This is a genomic window from uncultured Roseobacter sp., from assembly GCF_947499265.1.
GTDB lineage: Bacteria > Pseudomonadota > Alphaproteobacteria > Rhodobacterales > Rhodobacteraceae > Roseobacter.
The window spans coordinates 391,337-413,001 of the sequence record NZ_CANMNK010000001.1 but is presented as its reverse complement, the minus strand read 5'-3'; the positions used below and the strand labels follow the sequence as shown (position 1 = coordinate 413,001).

Sequence of the window (21,665 nt, the reverse complement as noted above, 5' to 3'; positions counted from 1 at the left end):
TTTAAACAATAAGTTATGTATTCATAGAGTCGAAGAAGTCCGAATTAGTCTTGGTCTGTTTCAGCTTGGAAATCAGGAATTCAATCGCATCTGTTGTGCCCATCGGGTTCAGAATACGGCGCAAGACGAATGTTTTCTGCAGGTCGACCTTATCCACCAACAGGTCCTCTTTCCGCGTCCCGGATTTCAGAATGTCCATCGCCGGGAAGACGCGCTTGTCAGCGATCTTGCGGTCCAGAACGATTTCCGAGTTACCGGTGCCTTTGAATTCTTCAAAGATCACCTCATCCATCCGACTGCCCGTGTCGATGAGCGCCGTCGCGATAATGGTCAGTGACCCGCCCTCTTCGATGTTCCGCGCGGCACCAAAGAAGCGTTTCGGGCGTTGCAGGGCGTTGGCATCCACACCGCCGGTCAAAACCTTGCCAGAGGATGGCACCACGGTGTTGAACGCCCGACCAAGACGCGTGATGGAATCCAGCAGGATGACCACGTCCCGTTTGTGCTCAACAAGCCGCTTGGCTTTCTCAATCACCATGTCGGACACGGCCACGTGACGCGTCGCTGGCTCGTCAAAGGTCGAGGACACAACCTCCCCTTTGACCGATCTTTGCATATCCGTCACCTCTTCGGGCCGCTCGTCAATCAGCAGAACGATCAGGTAGCATTCAGGATGGTTCTTCTCGATGGAATTCGCGATGTTCTGCAGCAGAACCGTTTTACCCGTCCGCGGTGGGGCCACGATCAACGAGCGCTGGCCCTTTCCGATCGGGGCAACCAGATCGATAATACGCGATGACCGGTCTTTGACGGTCGGATCATCGACTTCCATCGTCAGGCGCTCATCCGGGTAAAGCGGTGTCAGGTTTTCAAAAGCCACCTTATGGCGGGCTTTTTCCGGCTCCTCAAAATTGATCTGTGTCACATCCAAAAGCGCAAAATAACGTTCGCTGTCATCTGGCGCCTTGATCACGCCCTCGATGGTATCGCCGGTGCGCAGCGAGTATTTGCGGATCATCTCGGGGGAGACGTAGATGTCATCCGGGCCCGGCAGATAGTTCGCCTCGGGCGAGCGCAGAAAGCCAAAACCGTCCTGCAGCACTTCTAGCACGCCATCCCCGGAAATTTCCCAACCTTCATCCGCGCGTTCGCGCAGGATCTGGAACATCATCTCGCCCTTGCGCATGGTCGAGGCGTTTTCGATCTCCAGATCCTCAGCCATGGACAGAAGGTCTTTGGGGCTCTTGCGCTTCAGGTCCGCGAGATTCAGTGTCTCAAGCGTTTCTGGCGCTGTCGGTGTGTCGATCATGTCAGATGTCATGGAAATACCTGTGCTCAGCCGCAGCAAAGCCGCTAGCTGATGTCATTTTAAAATTTAGGTCTGCGCCATCCCCGGACGGGGTGGTGATGGGTACATAAGCCGCCGTGTAGCACGAGTCAATTCTCAGAACTTGATGACTACCGAAAGCACGATCAGAACCATCAGCAAGGTCGGGACTTCGTTCATCATCCGATACTGGCGCCCGCTCAGGTCATTGGAGCCGGAAATGAAATCCTTCCGCCTCAAGCCCAGCCAGTGATGAAACCAGGTCATCCCCAAAACACCCGCTGCCTTGGTCCAGGGCCATATCGCTGTCCAATCGACAATGCCCGGTGTGAAAACAAGACACAGACCAAACACCCAGGTCGCTATCATCGCCGGGTTCATGATCACCCGCAGCAATTTCAGCTCCATGGTTTGAAAAAGCGCATGGGTCTCCCCGCTTTGCCCGACCTGTTCTACGTGATAGACAAACAACCGGGGCAGGTAGAACAAACCCGCCATCCAGGCAATCACGGACATGATGTGAAATGCCTTGATCCATGGATATCCAAGGGCAAGTAGGTCCGTCATTCATCTCTCCGATCCGTTTGCCTCTCTTATAAATATATAAAGAAAGATTAAAGGATGATGATTATGTAGGGTCTTGGATTTCTGTGGATTATCATTTTATCCGCGGGGTTTTACCGATGAGGAAAAAGTTCATCCGGATATTTTATATCTTCTGATTTTGGATAATAATGTATATAAAACAAACGGTTAGATAGGTTTTCTTTTCACGTTGCCTGTATAAAACTGTGGGTAAGATCACAACGAAATTGTTATTCACACGATCTCGGTTATCCTTCCTACCAGCGTATTAATCTTCGTGAACATCTGGACTGACCCCAGCCCTTCTTGCTCTTGCGTGATCTCGCTGTTTTGCCCAGAAGAAACTATTAAGAAATCCTTAAGGGTGCTCACAGGGTTATACACATGTCCCAGCCGCTCATATTGGCATCCGGCTCCGAAATCAGAGCCCAGATGCTGCGCCAGGCCGGCGTCAAATTCACGATTCAGCCCGGACGGGTCGACGAAGATATGGTGCGCGACGCCATGTTAGCAGAGAATGCGCCGCCGCGTGATATCGCCGATGCCTTGGCCGAAATGAAAGCGCGCAAGGTGAGTGACAAAAATCCGGATGCGCTGGTTTTGGGCTGTGATCAGGTGTTGGATCACCAGGGGACGCTGTTTTCAAAACCGCAATCCCCCGAAGAGGCCATCGATCAATTGCACCAGCTGCGCAATGACCGGCACAGTCTGTTATCAGCCGCAGTAATCTATGACGGCGGCAAGCCGGTTTGGCGGCATGTGGGTCAGGTGCGTCTGCGGATGCGCGATGCGACGGATGACTACATCATCGGCTATGTTGCGCGGAATTGGGACAGCATCCGCCATGCCGTCGGGGCCTATAAGCTTGAAGAAGAAGGCGTGCGGCTTTTCACCCGGATCGAAGGGGATTACTTTAATGTGCTGGGCCTGCCCCTGCTGGAGCTGCTGGCCTACCTGACGCTGCGTGGAGAGTTGGAACGATGACGAATACGTCAAAATCCCCGGATAAAATCCCCTTGGCGGGCGTCATCGGGTCCCCAATTGCGCATTCGAAGTCACCACGGGTACACCGCCATTGGCTCAACAAACATGGCGTCAAAGGGTTCTACATTCCAATGGATGTGGCCGCGCGCGATTTGCGAGACGTCTTGACTACCTTGCCCAAGGCCGGATTTGTGGGTGTCAACATCACGATCCCACATAAGGAAGCGGTTCTGGACATTGCGGATCTCATCACGGATCGCGCGACGCTGATCGGCGCAGCCAATACGCTGATCTTTCGTAAAGATGGTAAGATTCATGCTGATAATACAGATGGTTACGGGTTTCTGGAAAATCTGAAAGCTGGCGCGCCCAACTGGATACCGACAAAAGGGGCCGCCGCTGTTCTAGGCGCGGGCGGCGCGGCGCGCGCGGTAATCGCATCGCTGCTAGATGCTGGCGTGCCGGAAATCCTACTGTCGAACCGGACGCGGGTGCGCGCGGAAAAACTGCAGTCGGATTTCGGTAATCGCATCAGGGTGATCGATTGGGTACAGGCTGGAAATATGCTGGAAGAGACCAGTCTGGTTGTGAACACATCTTCCCTGGGCATGGTGGGCAAACCAGAGATGCGGGTGCCACTGGACGGGTTGAAAAAATCGACGGTGGTGACTGATCTGGTTTATACCCCGCTGAAAACAAAATTGTTGCAGGTCGCCGAAGAACGCGGATGCGTGACCGTGGACGGGTTGGGCATGCTGTTGCATCAGGCAGTCCCCGGGTTCGAACGGTGGTTCGGGCCGCGACCGGATGTGGATGATGACTCCCGCGCGGCGGTTTTGCGCTAGTGTTCAGACTTGGCCTGACCGGGTCCATTGGTATGGGCAAATCGACCACCGCGCAGATGTTTGTCGACGAGGGTTGCGCGCTTTGGGATGCGGATGCGGCGGTGCATCGGCTATACGGTCAGGATGGTGCCGCCGTCACGCCGATCGCGGCTCTTTATCCGGGCGCAATCGTGGAGGGTGCTATTTCGCGATCCGTACTGCGCAGCATCATTTCCAAAGACAGAGATGCCCTGAAGAAAATTGAAACCATCGTTCACCCGCTGGTGGCGCAGGATCGCGAAGCTTTCCTGTCAAATCCAATCTCTGATATCGCCGTTCTCGACATTCCCCTGCTTTTTGAAACCGGGGGCGAGACGCAGATGGATGCCGTCGTATGTGTCTCTGTTTCGCCTGAAGAGCAGGAAAAACGTGTTCTGGAACGAGGGACAATGACGCGCGCGGAATTCGAAAACATCCGGGCGAAACAGATGCCAAATGACGAAAAATGCGCGCGCTCCGATTTCGTGATCGTCACAGATACGGTTGAACATGCCCGCGCGCAGGTTCAGGATGTGGTCAGGCAAATCAGAGAGAGATTGCGCGATGCGTGAAGTTGTCCTGGACACGGAAACCACCGGCTTTGATCCACAATCCGGTGACCGGATTGTCGAGATCGGCGCGGTGGAACTGATCGGCCATATGGCGACCGGCAAAACCTATCATCAATACATCAACCCCGAACGCTCAATGCCCGAAGAGGCGTTTCAGGTGCATGGGCTGGGCGATGATTTCCTGCGCGATAAACCGAAATTTGCGCAGGTCGGCCAGGCATTTCTGGATTTCATTGGTGATGCGAAACTGGTGATCCACAATGCTTCATTCGATATCAAATTCCTGAATGCCGAGCTGAAATGGATGGGCTTGCCGCAGATCCCCTGGGAGCAGGCCATCGATACGCTGGAGATCGCCCGCAAACGGTTTCCCGGCTCACCCGCATCACTGGACGCGCTGTGCCGTCGGTTCAACATCGACAACTCTTCGCGGACGCTGCACGGCGCGCTGTTGGACAGTGAAATTCTGGCGGAAGTCTATCTGGAGCTGATCGGTGGTCGACAGCCCGATTTTGGCCTGTCAACCACGGCGCAGAACAGCTCCGGCACTGGTGAGGAAGACTGGATGCCAAGACCACGGCCTACACCTCTCAAACCTCGCTTGACCGAAAAAGAAGCCGCCGCCCACGCCGAATTTGTGGCGAAACTGGGCGACGACGCATTGTGGCTTAAGGCCTGACGATCACGCGTCGGCTTTCTTGGGCGCTTCTTCCGCCTGGCGGCGCGCCAATTCATTGCGGTAGAGCGACAGGAAATCGATGTTTTCCAGGTTCAGCGGCGGGAAGCCACCATCCCGTGTCACATCGCTGACCACGCGGCGCAGGAACGGGAAAATCATCCGCGGGCATTCGATCAGCAGGAAAGGATGCAGCTGGTCTTCGGGCACATTGTCGATGTGGAAGATCCCGGCATAGTCGATTTCCAGCACGAACAGGGTGGAGTCGCTGTCTTTGGCCTTGGAGGTCACGTTCAGCTTGATCGACGTTTCATACTGGTGTTCGACACTGCGTTTTTTCGCATCCAGATTGACCTGAACCTGAACATCCGGGGTCACATCCGCGGGCGCGCCTTTTTGCGCCATGATGTTTTCAAAAGACATGTCGCGAATGAATTGTCCGAGGACACGCATCTGCGGCTCTTGTTGTTGTGCTTCGGCTTCAGCCATGGGTCACTCCTGAGGTGAAAAATAAATCGGGCGAGCCTTACCAGCTTGGGGGGCGGTTCTCAATGGTCCGACCACTTCGAAGGCTGTTTGATTTTATTATATTCCGGGGGGACTTCGGAATATTCACCATCGATAATATCATCATTCGGATGCGAGCGTCGCGCGCCGGTTGGTCCTGCCCGGGTTTGTCCGGGGCCGGTTTCGAAGGTCTGAATGTTCACCCGTGCGCGGATTGCCTTGAAGACGGCGGTCCTGAACCCCGGCACAAGCAATAGAAATCCGACCGCATCGGTGAAAAAGCCGGGCGTCAGCAGCAATGCGCCGGAAAACAGGATCATCGCCCCATGCACCAGTGGTTCTGTCGGGTCGCGCAGATCAGAAAAGGACGACTTCAGCTGATTCATCGCCATAAGCCCCTGATTCCGTACCAGCCATGTGCCGATGATCGCGGTCAAAATGACCGTGACAAGCGTCCAGCCAAGACCGATTGCGCCGCCAATTTGGATGAACAGCGTGATTTCAATCAGTGGTACCGCGAGAAAAGCGATAAATAGCCACATTTTGATGCTTCCTTTCGTCCGGCGTGGAGTGGACTTGGCCGACCCCGACACCTACATAAGTACACTATACACCTGTTTCCATGAATTACCCCACATGAGGTTCCTATGAATTCGCCCCTGATACAGCTTTTGGTGCTGGCCGGCATCGCTGTTTTTCTGATCTTGCGTCTGAAAAACGTGCTGGGCACGCGGGACGGGTTTGAGCAACCGCCAGTGCAAAAGACACAAACGGATCGCCTTGGCAGCCCGGAATTCGAGGTGATCGAGGGCGGGCCCGACCTCGATATCGTGGATCATGTTGAAGAAAACAGCAGCGCCGCGCAGGCGCTGGCCGCGATGAAACGTATTGAGCCTTCGTTCAACGTCACCGATTTTCTTGGGGGTGCCCGCAGCGCCTATGAGATGATCGTGATGGGGTATGAGAATGGCGAATTGTCGGACATCCAACCGTTCCTGGCCGAAGACATCTACGAATCCTTCGTGGATGGCGTCGCCGCACGTGAAGACCAAGGCCTGACCATTGAGGCGAATTTCATCGGGGTACGCGAGCTCAAGCTGATGGATGCGACCTATGATGAGGATACCAGCGAGGCGGAGCTGACCATCCGCTTCGTTGCGGAGTTGACCTCGGTGGTGCGCAACAGCGACGGCGAAATTGTAGATGGCAACGCCTCTGACATAAAGCGCCAGAAAGACACCTGGGCCTTTGCGCGCAAGATGGGGTCGGATGATCCAAATTGGCTGCTTGTTTCCACAGACGCATGAAGCCTGCGCTGGCGGCGTTCTTTGCGGGGGTGCTCAGCATGACAGGCCCCGCATCTGCTGACACCAGTATCGAAGTCCTTTCTTTCGAAGACCTCGATGGTTGGTCGAAAGATGACCACGCGGCGGCTTTCGAGACGTTCCGCAATACCTGTCAGGATATGGATGATCCCGATTGGCGCGCGGTTTGCGCCTATGCGACGTCCAACCCGGATCCGAAGGCCTTTTTCGAGCTGTTGTTCCGTCCGGTTCTGATCGAGGACGGGGCGCCTGCGCTTTTCACCGGGTATTTTGAACCGGAACTGAGTGGATCGCGGCAAAAATCTGGACGGTACCGCTACCCGATTTATGCCATGCCGCCGGAGGCGAAGAGCACGGACCTGTGGTACTCCCGCCGCCAAATTCTCGATGGTGGTGTTTTGCAGGGGCGTGGTCTGGAAATTGCCTGGGTCGATGATCCGGTGGAGCTATTCTTTCTGCAAATTCAGGGGTCTGGCCGGGTAAACCTGCCGAATGGAGACAAGCTGCGCGTGGGGTATGCGGGGGCAAACGGGCACACTTACCGGTCCATTGGGGCCGAACTTGTGCGTCGCGGCACCTATCAATCGCATCAAGTCAGCGCCGATGTCATCAAGAATTGGGTGCGGCGTAACCCGGCGGCAGGCCGGGAGCTTTTGTTCCACAACCCATCCTATGTATTTTTCCGGGAGGTCAGCGAGGTCCCCGCCGATCAGGGACCGCTGGGCGCGATGAACAGATCGGTCACGACGATGCGCACCATTGCGGTTGATCCGGCCTATACGCCACTAGGCGCACCGGTCTGGATCGAAAAAGACGGCAAAAAACCCCTGCGACGGCTGATGATTGCGCAGGATACCGGTTCAGCGATCAAGGGCGCCCAACGGGCGGATGTTTTCTTTGGCACCGGTGACAAAGCGGGCCGTGCTGCGGGAAAACTCAAGGACCCCGGCCGCATGATTGTGCTGCTCCCGATCCAGCGTGCTTATGCGATGGCACCGGAGGGGGCGCTGTGACACGCCGGAAATTGTCGGCGGACGAGGTCGCCCTTTGGCGCAAAGTCACCGACAAGACGGAAGCACTGGACCAGCGCAGCACGTTTGATCCCGAAGCTTATGCTCCGCAGGCGCGCGCCAAAGATCACCCCAGGCCAAAACCGGATTTCGGCAAGTTGAACACGCAGTTTCCGCCCAAACCGGAGCCGCGGAAAAACACCATCCATCTGGCGCCCTCCCTGCCCGATCAACTGCGGCGCGCGCCGGTGCAGATGGATCAGAAAACCTTTGGCAAAATGACCCGTGGGAAGATCAAGCCCGAAGGGCGGATCGATTTGCACGGGATGACATTGGACCGCGCCCATGCGGCGCTGACGAAATTTATCCTCTCCGGCCATGCATCGGGCAAACGATTGGTGCTGGTCATCACCGGCAAAGGCAAAAACCGGGACGAGGGCGGGCCTATTCCGGTGCGCTTCGGCGTGTTGCGCCATCAGGTGCCGCAATGGCTGAGCGCGCCGCCGCTGGCATCGGTTGTCATGCAGGTGAGCGAGGCGCATATCAGCCACGGTGGCGGTGGCGCTTACTACGTCTATCTCAGGCGGCGGCGCTAGGCAGATCGCGCTGGTACCGCAGGATCCCCAGCCCGGCAAGCACCGCGCCGATAAGATAAAACGCGGCAATGGGGATCATCTGCTCTGGAAAACTGATCCCGAGATCGATGAGCGCCCCGGTGATCCCCGGCCCGATGGCGGATCCAAAGACCATCAGTGCCGCAGCTGCCGCCTTGATCGCGCCCAAGTGCCGCGTCCCGTAAAATACGGCCCAGAATGCGGTGGTGGCGGTGCCCTGCATGCCCTGTCCGATCCCGAAGATCACGAGGCCAACACCGGCCATCAGAATCGTATCGGCAAAAGCCAGCACCAGGAAAGACAGGCCAAAGGGCAGCATCTGGAACGGGACGATCCACTTCACGCCGATGCGATCTACCGCCCAGCCGGTGATGAAGGTGCAAATCACGGTGGCCGCCGTGTAAATCGGCATCAGCGCGACAAAGGACATCAGGCTCCAGCCTTTGACCTCTGTCAGGTGCACCTGCTGGAAAAACAGGGCGGTCCCCCAGGCCGATGGCCCCAGCACCAGCGGCACCATCATGTAGAAAAGCGGATGCTGGAGAAGAGCTGCGCGTGTCCAGTGTTTGCCTCCCATGCCAAGGCTCTGCGAAGTCTCTGTCATCGACTGGGGCGTGCGTTCCTGGCGCAACAGCATCTGCATGATCGGAATGGCGGCCACAACGCATAGCGCCGCGATCCACCACAGGGCGCGCCAGTCGAAAACCACCAGCAGCGTGACAAAGATGATGGGCAGCAGGGCCTGGCCCGCCGAAAACCCCATTGACGCGAGCGAGATGGCCCGCCCCCGCGCCGCCACAAACCACCGCGACATGGCAACCGCGCCCAATTGCGACATCATCCCCTGACCCATCAGCCGCAGGGCATAGATGACCATCACCAGCAGCACCGCGCTGGACACGAGGGCCATCGCAGCACAGGCCATCGCCAGCAGGATCATCACCACGAGCGACAGCTGTCGCACGCGAAACCTGTCGGTCAGCGCCCCCACCCAGATCATCGTCAGAGCTGAGAGGGTTGTCCCGATGGTATAGATGGCGCCCCAATCGCCATCCGTCAGTGCAAACGCCTGTTTAATCTCGCCCGCAAAGAGCGAAATGAAATAGGTCTGCCCAAAAGACGACGTGAAACACAGCAGGAACCCGGCCAGCAGGAACAGTTTGTTTTCAACGAGAAAGCGCAGGTAGCCCATGCGCCCGGTGTCGCAGGCCCGCGCGTCGATGGGAAGCCTTAAAGCACGTAGCGGCTGATGTCTGTGGAGCGGGTCAGCTCGCCAAGGTTTTTCTCGACAAATGCGGCGTCGACCACAACTTCATCCCCGGCCTGATCGGGCGCGTTGAAGGAGAGTTCCTCGAACACCCGTTCCATCACCGTATAAAGCCGCCGGGCGCCGATGTTTTCGACGGATTGGTTCACATCTGCCGCGATCTTGGCCAGGGCTGCGATCCCTTCGGGCTCGAAACTGACCGTGACCTGCTCCGTGCCCATCAGCGCGGTGTATTGCAGGGTCAGCGCGTTATCGGTTTCGGTCAGGATGCGCACGAAATCTTCTTCTGTAAGGGCGCGCAGTTCCACCCGGATCGGCAGTCGCCCTTGCAATTCGGGCAAGAGATCCGAGGGTTTGGCAATGTGGAACGCACCCGATGCGATGAAGAGCACGTGGTCGGTCTTCACGGGCCCGTGTTTGGTGCTGACGGTGGTGCCTTCGATCAGGGGCAGCAGGTCGCGCTGCACCCCTTCTCGGCTGACATCGCCGCCCCGCGCGTCGGAGCGGGCGCAGACCTTGTCGATCTCATCCAGAAACACAATGCCGTTCTGCTCCACCGCCTCGATGGCGGCCTTGTTGACGATCTCGTCGTCCAGCAGTTTGTCGGCTTCTTCGCTGACCAGCACGTCATAGCTTTCCGCCACTGACAGCCGTTTGCGGGTGGTGCGCCCGCCCATGGCCTTGCCGAAAATATCGCCAAGGTTGAGCATGCCCATGCCGCCCTGCTGACCGGGAATGTCCATCATCGGAAAGGGATTGGAGGTATCGGCGAGCTCAAGGTCAATCATTTCCTGATCCAACTCACCCGCCTTTAGCTTCTTGCGGAACATCTCGCGGGTGCCTTCGCGGGCATCCTCGCCAGCGATGGCGTCAATCACCCGTTCTTCTGCCGCGTGGCGCGCATTGGCTTTCACGTCTTCACGCATATGCTCGCGGGTCATCAGGATCGCGCTGTCGACCAAATCGCGAATGATCTGCTCCACGTCGCGGCCGACATAACCGACTTCGGTGAATTTCGTCGCCTCAACCTTCAGAAAGGGCGCGCGCGCGAGTTTGGCCAGACGGCGGCTGATCTCGGTCTTGCCAACGCCGGTGGGGCCGATCATCAGGATGTTCTTGGGGTACACTTCATCCCGCAGATCATCGCTCAGCTGTTTGCGGCGCCAGCGGTTGCGCAGGGCGACGGCAACAGCGCGTTTCGCGTCCTTTTGACCAATGATGAAACGGTCCAGTTCGGAGACAATCTCGCGAGGCGTGAGGTCTGTCATTCTTAAGCCTTTGTCACATGAGAGGGTGGCAATTTATGCAGCGGGACAAACCCGGGCAGCAGTGCCAGAAGGCGGGCGCGGATCGGCTCCCAGCGCGCACCGAGAAACAGTAAAACGATCCCCAGGAAAAACACGGTGAATACGGCACCATTTCCTTCGAAAATCGTGGCGGTCAGGATCACAGTGTAGCCGATGGCGGCGATCAGGAAGGAGCGGCGGTCAATGATGATGGCGACCAGGGCGAAAAGCGTGAGCACGGCGACCAGCATGCCATTGGACCAGCTTTCATCGCGGTCCAGCAGGGTCAGCGCGATGGTGTTCACCAGTGCGGGCGCGGCCACGACATGCAGCCAGAACCCATTGGCGGCCCGGCGGGTCACGCGATGCGGGTCGGACATGTCAAACGTCATGGCCACAGCAAAGACCACGATGCCCAGCGCCAGTGTGATCCAGGCAAAGGGACCGCCTGCCGACAGCAGAAACAGCTCCTCGGTCGAGGAGGGTGATCCGCTGCTATTGCCCGCAATGAGGATGGCCACGCCGAAGGCTGCAACGGCGATCAGCGCTAGCGCGAAAGGCACGCGGAAGCGGAACCAATAGATGAAAAGAGCCACGGTCGCGAGTGCGAAGGGTATGGGCAGGCTGCTGTTATCGCCCTGCGCGATCATGAAAATCTCGGCAAAGGCCCCGGCAAACCCATAGGCTGCATTGATGGCAAACATGATTGATAGCGCAATGGCAGGCGCGACCATGCGGCGGCGGCGGATGAAGTATTCCGACATCATCCAAAGGGCAACGGCAGCCGCGCCCCCGGAATAGATCAGCGTGTTGCGGATGCTCAACGGGTCGGTGGTCATGCCAAAGGTCACGACACCCACCCACCCCACGGCCAGAATGACCATGCCAACCACGATGAAAATTTCGTTGAAGCCGCGGAAGAGCTCGAAGGGTTCATCGCCAGGTGCGAGATTTTCGCGTGCACCGCTGCGGCTATGCGCAAGGCTCATCAGCGCCGCGGCCTGCGCCTCCGTCACGATCCCGGCGCTGACAGAGGCCCTAAGATCGTCCTGATCAATCATGCGGTGATCTTTTCTACCGTCAGATTACCGTTGGTGTAGACACAGATGTCGGCTGCAATCGCCATCGCATCACGGGCCACATCTTCGGCGGATCGGTCGCTGTCCATCAACCCGCGCGCGGCGGCCAGCGCATAGTTGCCGCCCGACCCGATGGCGGCGACGTCATGTTCCGGTTCCAGCACGTCGCCCGCGCCGGTGATCACGAAGATGTCGGCGCCGTCGGAAACGATCAACATCGCCTCCAGCTTTTGCAGATATTTGTCGGTGCGCCAGTCCTTGGCCAGCTCCACACTCGCGCGGGCCAGCTGGCCCGGTGTCGCTTCGAGCTTGGTTTCCAGACGTTCCAGCAGGGTGAAGGCATCCGCCGTCGATCCGGCAAACCCGGCCACCACATCAAAACCGCCAGGGCTCAGGCGGCGCACCTTGCGCGCGGTGCCCTTGATCACGGTCTGCCCCAGGGAGACCTGGCCATCGCCTGCGATCACAACCTCACCCGCCTTTTTCACGCCAATGATCGTTGTGCCGTGCCAGCCGGGGAACTCTTCTCGTGCCATTTTGGCCTCCTTCTTCGTGCTGCTCTATATGGCGTGGGCTTTTGGGGGGTACAAGGGCGCGCGATATGTCAGGCCCCGGGGCTGCGCGGGATAGGTGCCAAACGACAAAGGGCGCCCCGATGGAACGCCCTTGCGAAATTCTTGCGCCGATTGCGCTTAGATCGATTCCTCGATCCAGCTTTGCAAGGCGGCTTTTGGTTTTGCTCCTGCCATGTTGGACACGACCTGACCGTCCTTGAAGATGAACAGGGCAGGAATACCGCGCACCCCCATTTGCGAGGGCGAGTTCGGGTTCTCGTCGACGTTGACTTTGACGATCTTCACCTTGCCATCCATCTCGGTGGACAGTTCCTCAAGCGACGGGCCGATCTGCTTACAGGGGCCACACCACTCCGCCCAGAAATCCACCACAACGGGGATATCTGAATTCTTCACTTCGGCATCGAAAGTTTCATCCGTTACAGCAAGGGTGGCCATCGTGCTCTCCTGACAGGCTATGCTTGGAGGGTGAACCTATGTAGCCACCTCGCGGTCGTCAAGATGTTGCGTGCTTTGTAACGCTCCCGTCACGATTTCGTGCGGCAAATGCATCAGCGTGCAGGTTCTTGTCCATAAAATAGCCGTCTCAATCCGCTTGTCTGGGAAAATCTGAGCAAGCGCATGGGCGTAGGCGCCCATCTGTCGCAAAAGTCCGGAAGGACAGGTTTCCGCAGTCTCCGGCACGATCCTGTTTGTTTTGAAATCCACGGCCAGCACCCGGTCACCCGTAATGATGAGACGGTCGATCACGCCATGGATGCGTGCGGTGCCAAATGCCGCAGAAACCGGAACTTCGGCCAAGGTGCTTTGCTCAAAGAGATCGCGCAGCGCTGGTGTCTCCAGCACCGTTTGAGCCTCGGCAAGGGCTTGGCTTTCCATCACATTCCCGGTTGAAAGATTTTCGGCGACAACTGACCAATCTGATTTGTCCACGCGGGCCAGGTGCTCAAGATAAAGGTGGACCATGTTCCCGTAGGCCTTGGCGGTTTCCTCGTCCTGACCCTGTTCACCTGCCAGGGCCTTGGCACCGCCAAGATCGGAGGGGGAGAGAATTTCAACCAGCGCCGGATGTTCGGGGGCCGCACGTCCGAACAGCGGATCGAGTGTTGCGCGGGGCGCTGTGATCTCGGGTGTTTGTGCATCGGGCAACCCATCCCAATCCGCATGCGCGTGCCGCTTGATCTCCAACCCTTGAAAGGACACCTCCGCCGCGCCTGTTCGGTCCAATGCGGCGTCAACGATCTGGTACCAGCTGTCGTTCTTTCTCGAAAGCTCGCCGCCTGCCGCGATGATCAACCACTTTTCTGCCCGTGTTAGAGCCACATATAGCAGCCTCAGACGTTCCTCGATCTGAGACGTTTTCAACGTATCGACACTCTCGGCCATGGCGCGCGGCATCTCGGCGGCGTTGGTTTTCCAAGTCGCGTGACCATCGAGTTTAATGATATCGTCCTTGATCTGGACGTCGCGCTTGCCCGTATCGGGCAGGATCACAATGGGGGCTTCCAGGCCCTTTGCGCCATGCACTGTCATGACACGGATTTGGTCCGAGGCGCTGTCGATCTGGCGTTTGATTTCCAGATCATCGGTTTCCATCCAGACCAGAAAACCGGTCAGGCTGGGCACCGCGTTGCGTTCGTAGGACAGTGCCTGGGACAGCAGCGCGTTGATCCCGTCTTCGGCTTCGGTGCCCAAACGGGACAGCAAGCGCCGCCGTCCCTGATGCCGCGTCAAAATCCGTTCGATCAGATCGTAGGGCCGCAGGAAATCAACATTGGCACGCAGATCGTTTAAAACAGCCAGCGTTTCGGGATAATCATCGACGCGGTTGCGCAGCGTCTGCCACAGGTGCTCTTCGCTGCGTCCGTGCGCCAGGCTGAACAGCTCTTGCTCCGACCATCCGAACAATGGCGATCTTAGCGCCGTGGCAAGCGACAGGCTGTCTTCGGCAACGGCGAGAAAGGATAAAAGCGCCGCCAGATCCCGCACGGCCAATTCACCACCGACCTTGAGCCTGTCGGCCCCGGCAATCGGCAGATCGTGCATCTTGCATGCGCGAATGATCTCGGCAAAAAGCTCTGAACGGCGCTGCACCAGGATCAGAAAATCTCCCGGCGTCACGGGTCGTTTCGCCTGCTCGTCGCGGCCCGGCACATCCATTGGAATGGTCTGTTTGCTGTCGATCATCTGTTTGATCTGGCTGGCGATTTGCCGCGCCAGCAGCACGGCGTGGTGATGCTCGCCCCGCCGGTCCAGCGGGTCATACCAGAGCCGGTCATCGCCCACTGGCTGTCTTTCGATCACCGGCCAGATATCGACCCGACCGGGCATTTCCCCCTTGAAGGGGATATGTTTGGCGTCGTCGCTGAACCCCGCCTCCGTCTGATGATCAAATGCCGCGTCGACGATATTCAGAATGGCGTTGGAGGATCTGAAGGAATAGGCCAATGTCAGGCTCTGAAATTCGTGCTCGGCGGCCTGCAGTTTGGATTTGAACTCGGCCTCCATCCGGTCGAATTCTCTGGGGTCCGCGCCTTGAAAGGAATAGATCGACTGTTTCTTGTCGCCCACGACGAACAAGGTGCGCGCCACGTCCTTGCGCGCGCCCTCACCGCTGGAAAACTCTGCGGCCAGTTTGCGGATGACATCCCATTGCGCTGGGCTGGTATCCTGCGCTTCATCGACGAGGATGTGATCAATGCCGCCATCAATGCGGAATAGGACCCATGCGGCCACGGCGGGATCGTTCAGCAGGTCGCGCGCCTTGAAGATCAGATCGTCGAAATCGAGCCATCCGCGCAGCAGTTTTTGTTCTTCGTAACGGGCGATGAAGCGCGCGGCGAAGTCTTGCAGCGCTTTGGTTTTTCGTGCCGCTGCGAGGGCAAGCCTGGGCTCGCGGGCGGCCTCGACCCGTTCCATAAACGCGTCAAGCGCGGGCATTCGGTCGCCCAGAACGGCCTGCGTTGGCTTGGTGGGAAAGCTCCCCAGTTTTGCCGAAAACGGCGACTTAGCGCTGGCGCCTGTGAGGAAGACGCTCTCCAGCTTCGCCAAGGCATCATAGGTTAACGCGCCAATCTGCGCCAGTTTTTCAGCGGCCTTGGCGTCATTCCCACCCTTTTCGCGCATGGCAGGCAGGATGTCGGCGATCAGCTCCGCCTCGCCGCCCAGAAAGACCGAACTGGAAATTGCCTCTTCGGACAGGTCGGCAGGTCGATCAAACAGCCCCAAGATCTTCGGCCATGTCAGGGGGCGGGCCAGTGCCTCGCGGTGCCCGATGATGGCGCGGGTCAGTTTGCTGAAATCCTCCCCGGTGTAATGACGCGCGATCCCGTCCACGAGGGCGGCCTCCGGCCCATCCGCCATCAGATCGACAATCTCCGCCCGCAGCAGATCGGCGGCGCGGTCCTCGATCTCGGTGAATTGCGGGCTGACCTGGGCCTCCAGCGGAAACCGACGCAGCAGCGAGGCGCAGAAGGAGTGGATGGTTTGGATCTTCAACCCGCCGGGCGTTTCGATCGCACGGGCGAAAAGCGTACGGGCGTCGCGCAGCCTTTCGGGGCCAATCTGCCCCTCGACGCCCAAGGTGCGCAATGAGGCATGCAACGCGGCGTCCTCCAGCATTGCCCAGGCGCCAAGCCGTTTGAACAGGCGGTTCTGCATTTCTGACGCGGCAGCTTTGGTATAGGTCAGGCAGAGGATGTGCTGTGGTTGAACTCGCTGCTGGGGTTGAGCCCCGCCCAGCAGCAACCGCGCGACCCGATCTGTGAGCACCCGCGTCTTGCCGGATCCGGCATTTGCCGCCAACCAGGTGGAAGCGTCGGGGCGCGCTGCGCGCACCTGTGCTTCGGTGGCCTCATCGCGGCGCGTCATGTCAGATCCTCGGGCACAGGATCATCCGTGGCATCCCACTCGCCAAACCGGGCTAGCAGATCATAGTCGCCGGCGATCTTGTCTTCCTGCATCATGCGCCGCGCGGTGAATCCCTGACCGGGGGAGAGATATGCCTCGATCAGCGCGCGGAGATTGGTCAGGATTTCCCGGGGCGGCTCCTCGTCCAACGGGGCGGCAACCTCATCAGGATGTGAGCCTAACCCGATGAAAATGGCCATTGCGGTGTGGCAAATGCCAAGGGTTTCAAATGCGCCTTCTTCGACCATCGCGGCCTCGATTAGGAGCTGTTTGTCGAATGTCGCCTGCTGTCTGGCTGTGGGCGGTTTCCCCGTTTTGTAGTCGTAGATCACGACGTCACCGGCGTCTGTCCGGTCGATGCGGTCGGCGCGCGCCGTGAGCGTGAACCCGAGGTCCGGCCAGGTCAGCTCCCCCTTTGCCTGCCCTTCAAATGCGACCGGTGCGGAGTAGGCGCGGCGCGCGCCCTCGCGCGCGGCAAACCAGTCTGCGATCTTGTCGATGCGTGCCAGCCACATCGCCCGGGCTGCGGGCCATGGGACCTCTTCGGCCATCACCTGCCGCGCCACATGCTTCAGGTGAGCCGCCGTCAGCAGCGATGGATCAGACAACGTATCCTTGATGTACCGCTCCATGATGTCATGGGCCACCGTCCCGCGCATCAGCGCATCAGGGCTTTGCACAAGCGGGCCAAGGCGGGTCAGTTTCAGCACATGTTTGGCGTAAATCGCGTAAGGATCGCGGATCAGGCGTTTGATTTCGGTCACGGAGAGGGCCCGCGGGCGTGCGGCCACGGGAGGGCGTGGCGATGGCCGTGGGGCCGGGTCAGTCCTGTCCACTTGCTCGAAGGCAAGCACGCGCGCCAACCACGCATCACCCCGCGCCAACATATCCGCCAGCGCTTGCGGACCGTCCTGATCCCGCAATCCATCGAGCAGATTGCGCAGCCGGTTCACCCAGCGCGAGGCGACCGTTTCGGCATCGTCGGAGCGGATCGAGCGGGTGAGCCAAACCTCCTGAGCACCGATGGCCTGCTGGTAGTCATGTGCCGACAGCCCGATACGTCGTTCGGGCAACAACAGCCCCGCTTGATGGCGCAGCGCCCGGTTCAGCCAGGGATCAGGCGGTGGTGCTTCGGGCCAGGTGCCGTCATTGAGACCGGCCAGAATGACCAGATCGGCCCCCTGCACCCGCGCTTCCAGCGTGCCCCAGATCATGATGTTGGGATGTGGCGCGTCCCGGTCCCGGATCTCCTCGCCGGACAAGAGCGCGCCAACAAGATCATTGTAATCGGAGGCGCTCATACTCGTGCCGAACCCGGCGTGGTCGGCCAGGTTTTGCATGACGTCCCGCGCTTTCTGACCCGCTTTCTTCTGCCAAAGCTCCCCGGGGTCTGCTCCCTTTGTGCCTGCGGCAATCGCCTCTGCAAGGGCGATGTGTCTCGTAACCCATTCAGAGAGGTGTCGCGGGTGATCGTCCAATTGGGCGCAGAAAGTGCTGCCAACCCACTCGGACCACAGATCAATCTGGACCTGATCCTCGGGCTTCGCCACAGCACGATCCAACAGCCGCGTGATACCCGCAGGGTCAGGATAGGGCAGACCCTTTTTCCGGATGCGCAATTCGAGCCGTTGGGTATTGAGCACATGCGGGCCGCGATCAAATCCGCTGTGCGTGAGCGGGTGTTTGAGCAGGGTCAGCAAGGCTTCCGCGTCCAACCGGCGGGTGAAAAGCCCCGCGATATGGCGCAGAAAGCGGCCCGGCGGCGACAGGTGCAAAGGCGTGCCGGCGGAATCGTCGGGCAGGATCGACCATTGATCCAGTGCTGCGGTGACCTGCCGTGTCAAAACCCGATCCGGCGTGATCAGAGCCGCGGTCTCGCCATCTTCTGCCGCCTGTCTGAGACGCAGGGCAATCGCAAGCGCTTCGTCGCGCGGGCTGGGAGCCTCGACCAGCGTTACACCTGCGGTGGCGTTATCGATTTCGGTGAGCTTCGCTCCTTCGGTCAACCAGGCGTCGGTCACTGGTGCGGGCCGGAGCGAGAGTGAGACAAGAGCGTTGCGGGCAGCTGAGGGGGCGGGTGTATCATCCCACTGCGCAATGTCACCACGCGCGACACCAAGCTCAGACATCAGTTTGTGGAACCGGTACTGCGGATGATCCTCGGACATCATCGCATCGTCCAAATGCGACCAGACGGGCGCGGGCATTTCAAAATCGAACCCCGGCAGGATCAACGCGCCTTGTGGCAATCGGGCGACCGCCTGCATCAAGAGCATTGTGGTGCCACGTGACCCGGTGGACCCCGCAACAATGACGGGGTCTTGCGGCGGGTTTGTCACCCAGTTTGCCGCCAGCGCCGTGACAAAGGCCCTTTGCCGGGCTTCGCTGTCGGGCAGGGTGCTGGTATCGTCAATATAGCCTTGCGCGATCTGGATGAATTGCTGCGCGCGCTGCCAGTGTCCGGATTGATCCGTGACGTCCAGCGATGCAATTTTTTCGGCCGTGACCCCCTCGCCCTGCATTTCATCCATCAGCGCCGCGAGGCTATCCGTCAGATCATAGAGAGACGACCGCGGCGCGAGGTCTTTCTCCTGCGCCAGGAGCTGCGAGACCAAAGCAATCAGTTCCAGACGGCGGCGCAGCGGAGATACGGATTTGGGCAGGACAATGGTCGGGTCCAGCAGATCCAGGTCGGTGATCAATCGGATCTGTGGCAGGAGCGTTGCGGGACCGGCATCAAAAAGGCTGCGCAATCTGCGCTGCATGCGCCGTGTGTTCACGATCAGCTGCACCCGCGCCATGGCCTCGGGCGGTGCGTCCTGCATCCGGGCCCGCAGCCCGGTGACCAGCGCGCGCGGGAAGTCTACGCCGGGGGCGACGCCAAAGAGTCGTGGAGGACCCCCGTCTTCAAACATCCTGATCCGCCAGCAGGTTTTCGGCCACATCGATGCTGTCGGGTTGGCCGACATCACACCAGTGTCCAGGATATTCCAGCCCGTAAATCCGCCCTTCCGCCAGCATCAGATCCCATAGGCGGTTGAGAGAGAATTTTTCCTCTGCGATCTCGTGCAGCCGGTCGGTTTTGATGATCTGCGCGCCGCCATAGACATGCGCCCGCCCCCGCGTCAGGTGGCCCTGCGGATCAATTTCGAAATCACCCTGCCCACCATGTGAATGTGTGTTTTGCAGCGGGACGCATACCAGCAAGGCGTCCATGACCTCGGGACGCCAGGCCTCCTGCAACATCGCGATCGGGCTGGGCCCGATCCAGATGGCATCGGTGTTCAGGGTAAAGACGGGTGCTGTCCCCAGGCGCGGCAGGGCATTTCGCAGCCCCCCGCCGGTGTCGAGGATGTCCGGTGTTTCCAGAAGGGTCTGCACGCCGGTGCCAGCGAGGTGTTTGAGCAATGGTTCCGGTTTGTAGTGCAGGTTAACGACGATCCGGTCGGGGGCAATCTGCGCGGTCTGATCCAGGGCATGATCGATCAGCGGTCTGCCCGCGACCTCGACCATCGGTTTTGGCCGGTCGTCCGTCAGCGGTCGCATGCGTGTGCCGAAGCCCGCCGCAAACAGCATCAGCGATCCGGGAGTGTCGCGCATTTTGACCTCAAGATCTCCAGAACCTCTGGTGTGGGTGGTGGTAGCGATTGATCAATATGATCAGCGATGGCCCGCAGGGCGGGATGTTGCAGATTGGTCTGGATGTGCCCCCAGACGCGCGGGATCAGATCGACATAATGTACCTTGCCATCACGGATGCAGAGCCGGGCAAAAACACCCAGAATGCGGAGATTCCGCTGCAGTCCCAATGTCGCATAAGCCGCTGTAAACTGATCTGGATCCTGCGGGCTTTGATCCAGAAACCGCTTGATCATGGCCTGTTCGATTGGGGTGGGCACATCTCTGCGTGCGTCCTGCAGAACAGAAACCAGATCATAGGCGGTATGGCCGAGCATCGCGTCTTGAAAATCAAGCAATCCCACGCGCGCGGGCCCTTCCCGTTCCGGCAGCCACAGCAGGTTTTCCGCATGATAGTCTCTTTGGATGAGCACTTGCGGCTGCACGTCCAGGGGTGTCAAAGTCTCTTGGAAGAGCGATGTAAAGGCGTCGCGCGCACCGGCATCATCTTCGCCGGTTGCACCGAAACGATACCAGTCATAGACCAATGCCGCCGAGGGGGCGGAGACATCCGCGCTAAGGCGCTGCAAGGCTGGTGGTGGCGCGCGATGTAAATGGACCAATGTGTCAATTGCCGCCTCATAGAGCGTATTTTCCAGCGCTGGATCCGCCGCAATCACACGGGCAAAAAGAGCATCGCCGAGATCTTCCAGCACCAGGAAGCCCTGTTTGGGGTCTTGTGCAAAAATGCGCGGCGCACTGAGCCCGATGTTGGTGAGATAGGTGGCGATGTTGACGAAGGTCCGAATGTCTTCGCCTTTTGACGGTGGCGCATCCATCAGGACCGCCGACATGCCGTCCGGCTGGCGCAATCGGTCATAGCGCCGGTTCGATGCATCGCCGGCTAGCGGCGAACTTTCAGCATTGCCCCACCCTGCCTGCTCGACAAATCCGCGAAGATTTTCCTGCCGATCCATCACTTCGCCCAGCATTTCAGTTTGTTGTTCCACCGTGCATCTGCCCAATGTGCCGTCAATAGGCGCGTGTTGTCATCGGTCGCATAGTCCAGTTGGATGTCCAGCGCCGCCTCGGGGCGCAGCGAACCCAGTCTATCCGGCCATTCGACCAGACAGATGGCGGTATCGAAGGCTTCTGTCAAACCAAGCTCCTCGATTTCGTCCACCGTGCCAATCCGGTAAAGATCGCTGTGCCACAACGGCCCGGCCCGGGTCTCATAGGTTTGCACGAGCGTGAAGGTCGGCGATGGCACGTCTTCAGGTTGCGTGAGGATGGTCTGGATCAGGTGCCGGGCGAAATGGGTCTTGCCCGCGCCAACCGGCCCGCTCAGCAGGATAACATCCCCGGCGGCCAGCAGCGGTGCCAGTTCTGCGGCGGCACGTGCCGTCACGTCCGCAGTGTTCAATGTCAGGGAAAGGGAATGCGCAGCCATATCCGCATGCTTACCGCG

At 59.0% G+C, this 21,665-nt stretch carries 21 protein-coding genes; 7 read left to right on the top strand and 14 right to left on the bottom strand.

From position 1 onward, the window contains the following. Positions 1 to 13: 13 nt before the first annotated feature. Both rho and hemJ read right to left on the bottom strand, forming a co-directional pair. Positions 14 to 1,321 (bottom strand): transcription termination factor Rho, encoded by a 1,308-nt coding sequence (gene rho, locus Q1A63_RS02040; RefSeq protein WP_298968822.1) that lies wholly within the window; start codon positions 1,319 to 1,321, stop codon positions 14 to 16. 123 nt (positions 1,322 to 1,444) lie between these two features. After that, positions 1,445 to 1,894 (bottom strand): protoporphyrinogen oxidase HemJ, encoded by a 450-nt coding sequence (gene hemJ / locus Q1A63_RS02035; RefSeq protein WP_298968820.1) that lies wholly within the window; start codon positions 1,892 to 1,894, stop codon positions 1,445 to 1,447. 402 nt (positions 1,895 to 2,296) lie between these two features. On the opposite strand from hemJ, the gene Q1A63_RS02030 reads away from it, so the two are divergent. From Q1A63_RS02030 to dnaQ, 4 genes are read left to right on the top strand one after another with little or no spacing between them, the layout of a single operon-like run. After that, positions 2,297 to 2,896 carry a nucleoside triphosphate pyrophosphatase gene (locus Q1A63_RS02030; RefSeq protein WP_298968818.1) on the top strand — a complete coding sequence of 200 codons (600 nt, stop codon included), beginning with the start codon at positions 2,297 to 2,299 and terminating at the stop codon, positions 2,894 to 2,896. Continuing rightward, positions 2,893 to 3,741, top strand: coding sequence for a shikimate dehydrogenase (locus Q1A63_RS02025; RefSeq protein WP_298968816.1), 849 nt, complete (start codon positions 2,893 to 2,895; stop codon positions 3,739 to 3,741). Before Q1A63_RS02030 ends, Q1A63_RS02025 begins: the two co-directional genes overlap by 4 nt. Beyond that, positions 3,741 to 4,331: a dephospho-CoA kinase gene (gene coaE, locus Q1A63_RS02020; RefSeq protein WP_298968814.1), complete on the top strand. Its 591-nt coding sequence runs from the start codon at positions 3,741 to 3,743 to the stop codon at positions 4,329 to 4,331. The genes Q1A63_RS02025 and coaE overlap by 1 nt, the downstream gene beginning before the upstream one ends. Then, positions 4,324 to 5,010 carry a DNA polymerase III subunit epsilon gene (gene dnaQ, locus Q1A63_RS02015; protein WP_298968813.1) on the top strand — a complete coding sequence of 229 codons (687 nt, stop codon included), beginning with the start codon at positions 4,324 to 4,326 and terminating at the stop codon, positions 5,008 to 5,010. The genes coaE and dnaQ overlap by 8 nt, the downstream gene beginning before the upstream one ends. 3 nt (positions 5,011 to 5,013) lie before the next feature. Here the strand turns inward: dnaQ and secB are convergent, their stop codons facing one another. Together secB and Q1A63_RS02005 are read right to left on the bottom strand one after the other, a co-directional pair. Then, entirely contained in the window at positions 5,014 to 5,496 is a 483-nt protein-coding gene (gene secB, locus Q1A63_RS02010; protein ID WP_299630493.1) for a protein-export chaperone SecB, read from the bottom strand. A gap of 59 nt (positions 5,497 to 5,555) precedes the next feature. After that, positions 5,556 to 6,056, bottom strand: coding sequence for an FxsA family protein (locus tag Q1A63_RS02005; RefSeq protein ID WP_298968811.1), 501 nt, complete (start codon positions 6,054 to 6,056; stop codon positions 5,556 to 5,558). Between the two features lie 105 nt (positions 6,057 to 6,161). Between Q1A63_RS02005 and Q1A63_RS02000 the strand changes: the two genes are divergently transcribed. The 3 genes from Q1A63_RS02000 to Q1A63_RS01990 are packed head-to-tail and all read left to right on the top strand — an operon-like array spanning position 6,162 to position 8,445. Then, positions 6,162 to 6,821 carry a Tim44/TimA family putative adaptor protein gene (locus tag Q1A63_RS02000; protein ID WP_298968810.1) on the top strand — a complete coding sequence of 220 codons (660 nt, stop codon included), beginning with the start codon at positions 6,162 to 6,164 and terminating at the stop codon, positions 6,819 to 6,821. Further along, the gene (locus tag Q1A63_RS01995) at positions 6,818 to 7,852 is read left to right on the top strand and encodes an MltA domain-containing protein (protein WP_298968809.1); all 1,035 of its coding nucleotides are present in this window, start codon (positions 6,818 to 6,820) and stop codon (positions 7,850 to 7,852) included. The genes Q1A63_RS02000 and Q1A63_RS01995 overlap by 4 nt, the downstream gene beginning before the upstream one ends. Continuing rightward, positions 7,849 to 8,445, top strand: coding sequence for a Smr/MutS family protein (locus Q1A63_RS01990; RefSeq protein ID WP_298968808.1), 597 nt, complete (start codon positions 7,849 to 7,851; stop codon positions 8,443 to 8,445). Before Q1A63_RS01995 ends, Q1A63_RS01990 begins: the two co-directional genes overlap by 4 nt. Here the strand turns inward: Q1A63_RS01990 and Q1A63_RS01985 are convergent. The 10 genes from Q1A63_RS01985 to tsaE all read right to left on the bottom strand — a co-directional run bounded on the left by Q1A63_RS01985 (position 8,429) and on the right by tsaE (position 21,647). Continuing rightward, a complete protein-coding gene (locus Q1A63_RS01985; protein ID WP_298968807.1) occupies positions 8,429 to 9,655 on the bottom strand; it encodes an MFS transporter in 1,227 nt (408 codons plus the stop codon). The genes Q1A63_RS01990 and Q1A63_RS01985 overlap by 17 nt on opposite strands. A 38-nt stretch (positions 9,656 to 9,693) precedes the next feature. Continuing rightward, positions 9,694 to 10,998 (bottom strand): ATP-dependent protease ATPase subunit HslU, encoded by a 1,305-nt coding sequence (gene hslU / locus Q1A63_RS01980; protein ID WP_298968806.1) that lies wholly within the window; start codon positions 10,996 to 10,998, stop codon positions 9,694 to 9,696. A gap of 2 nt (positions 10,999 to 11,000) precedes the next feature. Next, positions 11,001 to 12,077, bottom strand: a complete 1,077-nt coding sequence (locus Q1A63_RS01975; protein ID WP_298968804.1) for a hypothetical protein — start codon at positions 12,075 to 12,077, stop codon at positions 11,001 to 11,003. After that, positions 12,074 to 12,631, bottom strand: a complete 558-nt coding sequence (hslV, locus tag Q1A63_RS01970) for an ATP-dependent protease subunit HslV (RefSeq protein ID WP_298968803.1) — start codon at positions 12,629 to 12,631, stop codon at positions 12,074 to 12,076. The genes Q1A63_RS01975 and hslV overlap by 4 nt, the downstream gene beginning before the upstream one ends. 156 nt (positions 12,632 to 12,787) lie before the next feature. After that, the gene (gene trxA, locus Q1A63_RS01965) at positions 12,788 to 13,108 is read right to left on the bottom strand and encodes a thioredoxin (protein WP_298968801.1); all 321 of its coding nucleotides are present in this window, start codon (positions 13,106 to 13,108) and stop codon (positions 12,788 to 12,790) included. Positions 13,109 to 13,144: 36 nt separating this feature from the next. Continuing rightward, positions 13,145 to 16,540, bottom strand: a complete 3,396-nt coding sequence (gene addA, locus Q1A63_RS01960) for a double-strand break repair helicase AddA (RefSeq protein ID WP_299630488.1) — start codon at positions 16,538 to 16,540, stop codon at positions 13,145 to 13,147. Beyond that, the gene (addB, locus tag Q1A63_RS01955) at positions 16,537 to 19,494 is read right to left on the bottom strand and encodes a double-strand break repair protein AddB (RefSeq protein ID WP_299630486.1); all 2,958 of its coding nucleotides are present in this window, start codon (positions 19,492 to 19,494) and stop codon (positions 16,537 to 16,539) included. The genes addA and addB overlap by 4 nt, the downstream gene beginning before the upstream one ends. After that, a complete protein-coding gene (locus tag Q1A63_RS01950) occupies positions 19,487 to 20,179 on the bottom strand; it encodes a nucleotidyltransferase family protein (RefSeq protein ID WP_299630484.1) in 693 nt (230 codons plus the stop codon). The genes addB and Q1A63_RS01950 overlap by 8 nt, the downstream gene beginning before the upstream one ends. Continuing rightward, complete coding sequence (locus Q1A63_RS01945; protein ID WP_298969571.1) at positions 20,155 to 21,174, bottom strand: phosphotransferase; 1,020 nt, start codon at positions 21,172 to 21,174, stop codon at positions 20,155 to 20,157. The genes Q1A63_RS01950 and Q1A63_RS01945 overlap by 25 nt, the downstream gene beginning before the upstream one ends. Beyond that, complete coding sequence (tsaE, locus tag Q1A63_RS01940) at positions 21,174 to 21,647, bottom strand: tRNA (adenosine(37)-N6)-threonylcarbamoyltransferase complex ATPase subunit type 1 TsaE (RefSeq protein WP_298968793.1); 474 nt, start codon at positions 21,645 to 21,647, stop codon at positions 21,174 to 21,176. Before tsaE ends, Q1A63_RS01945 begins: the two co-directional genes overlap by 1 nt. Positions 21,648 to 21,665: the final 18 nt, after the last annotated feature.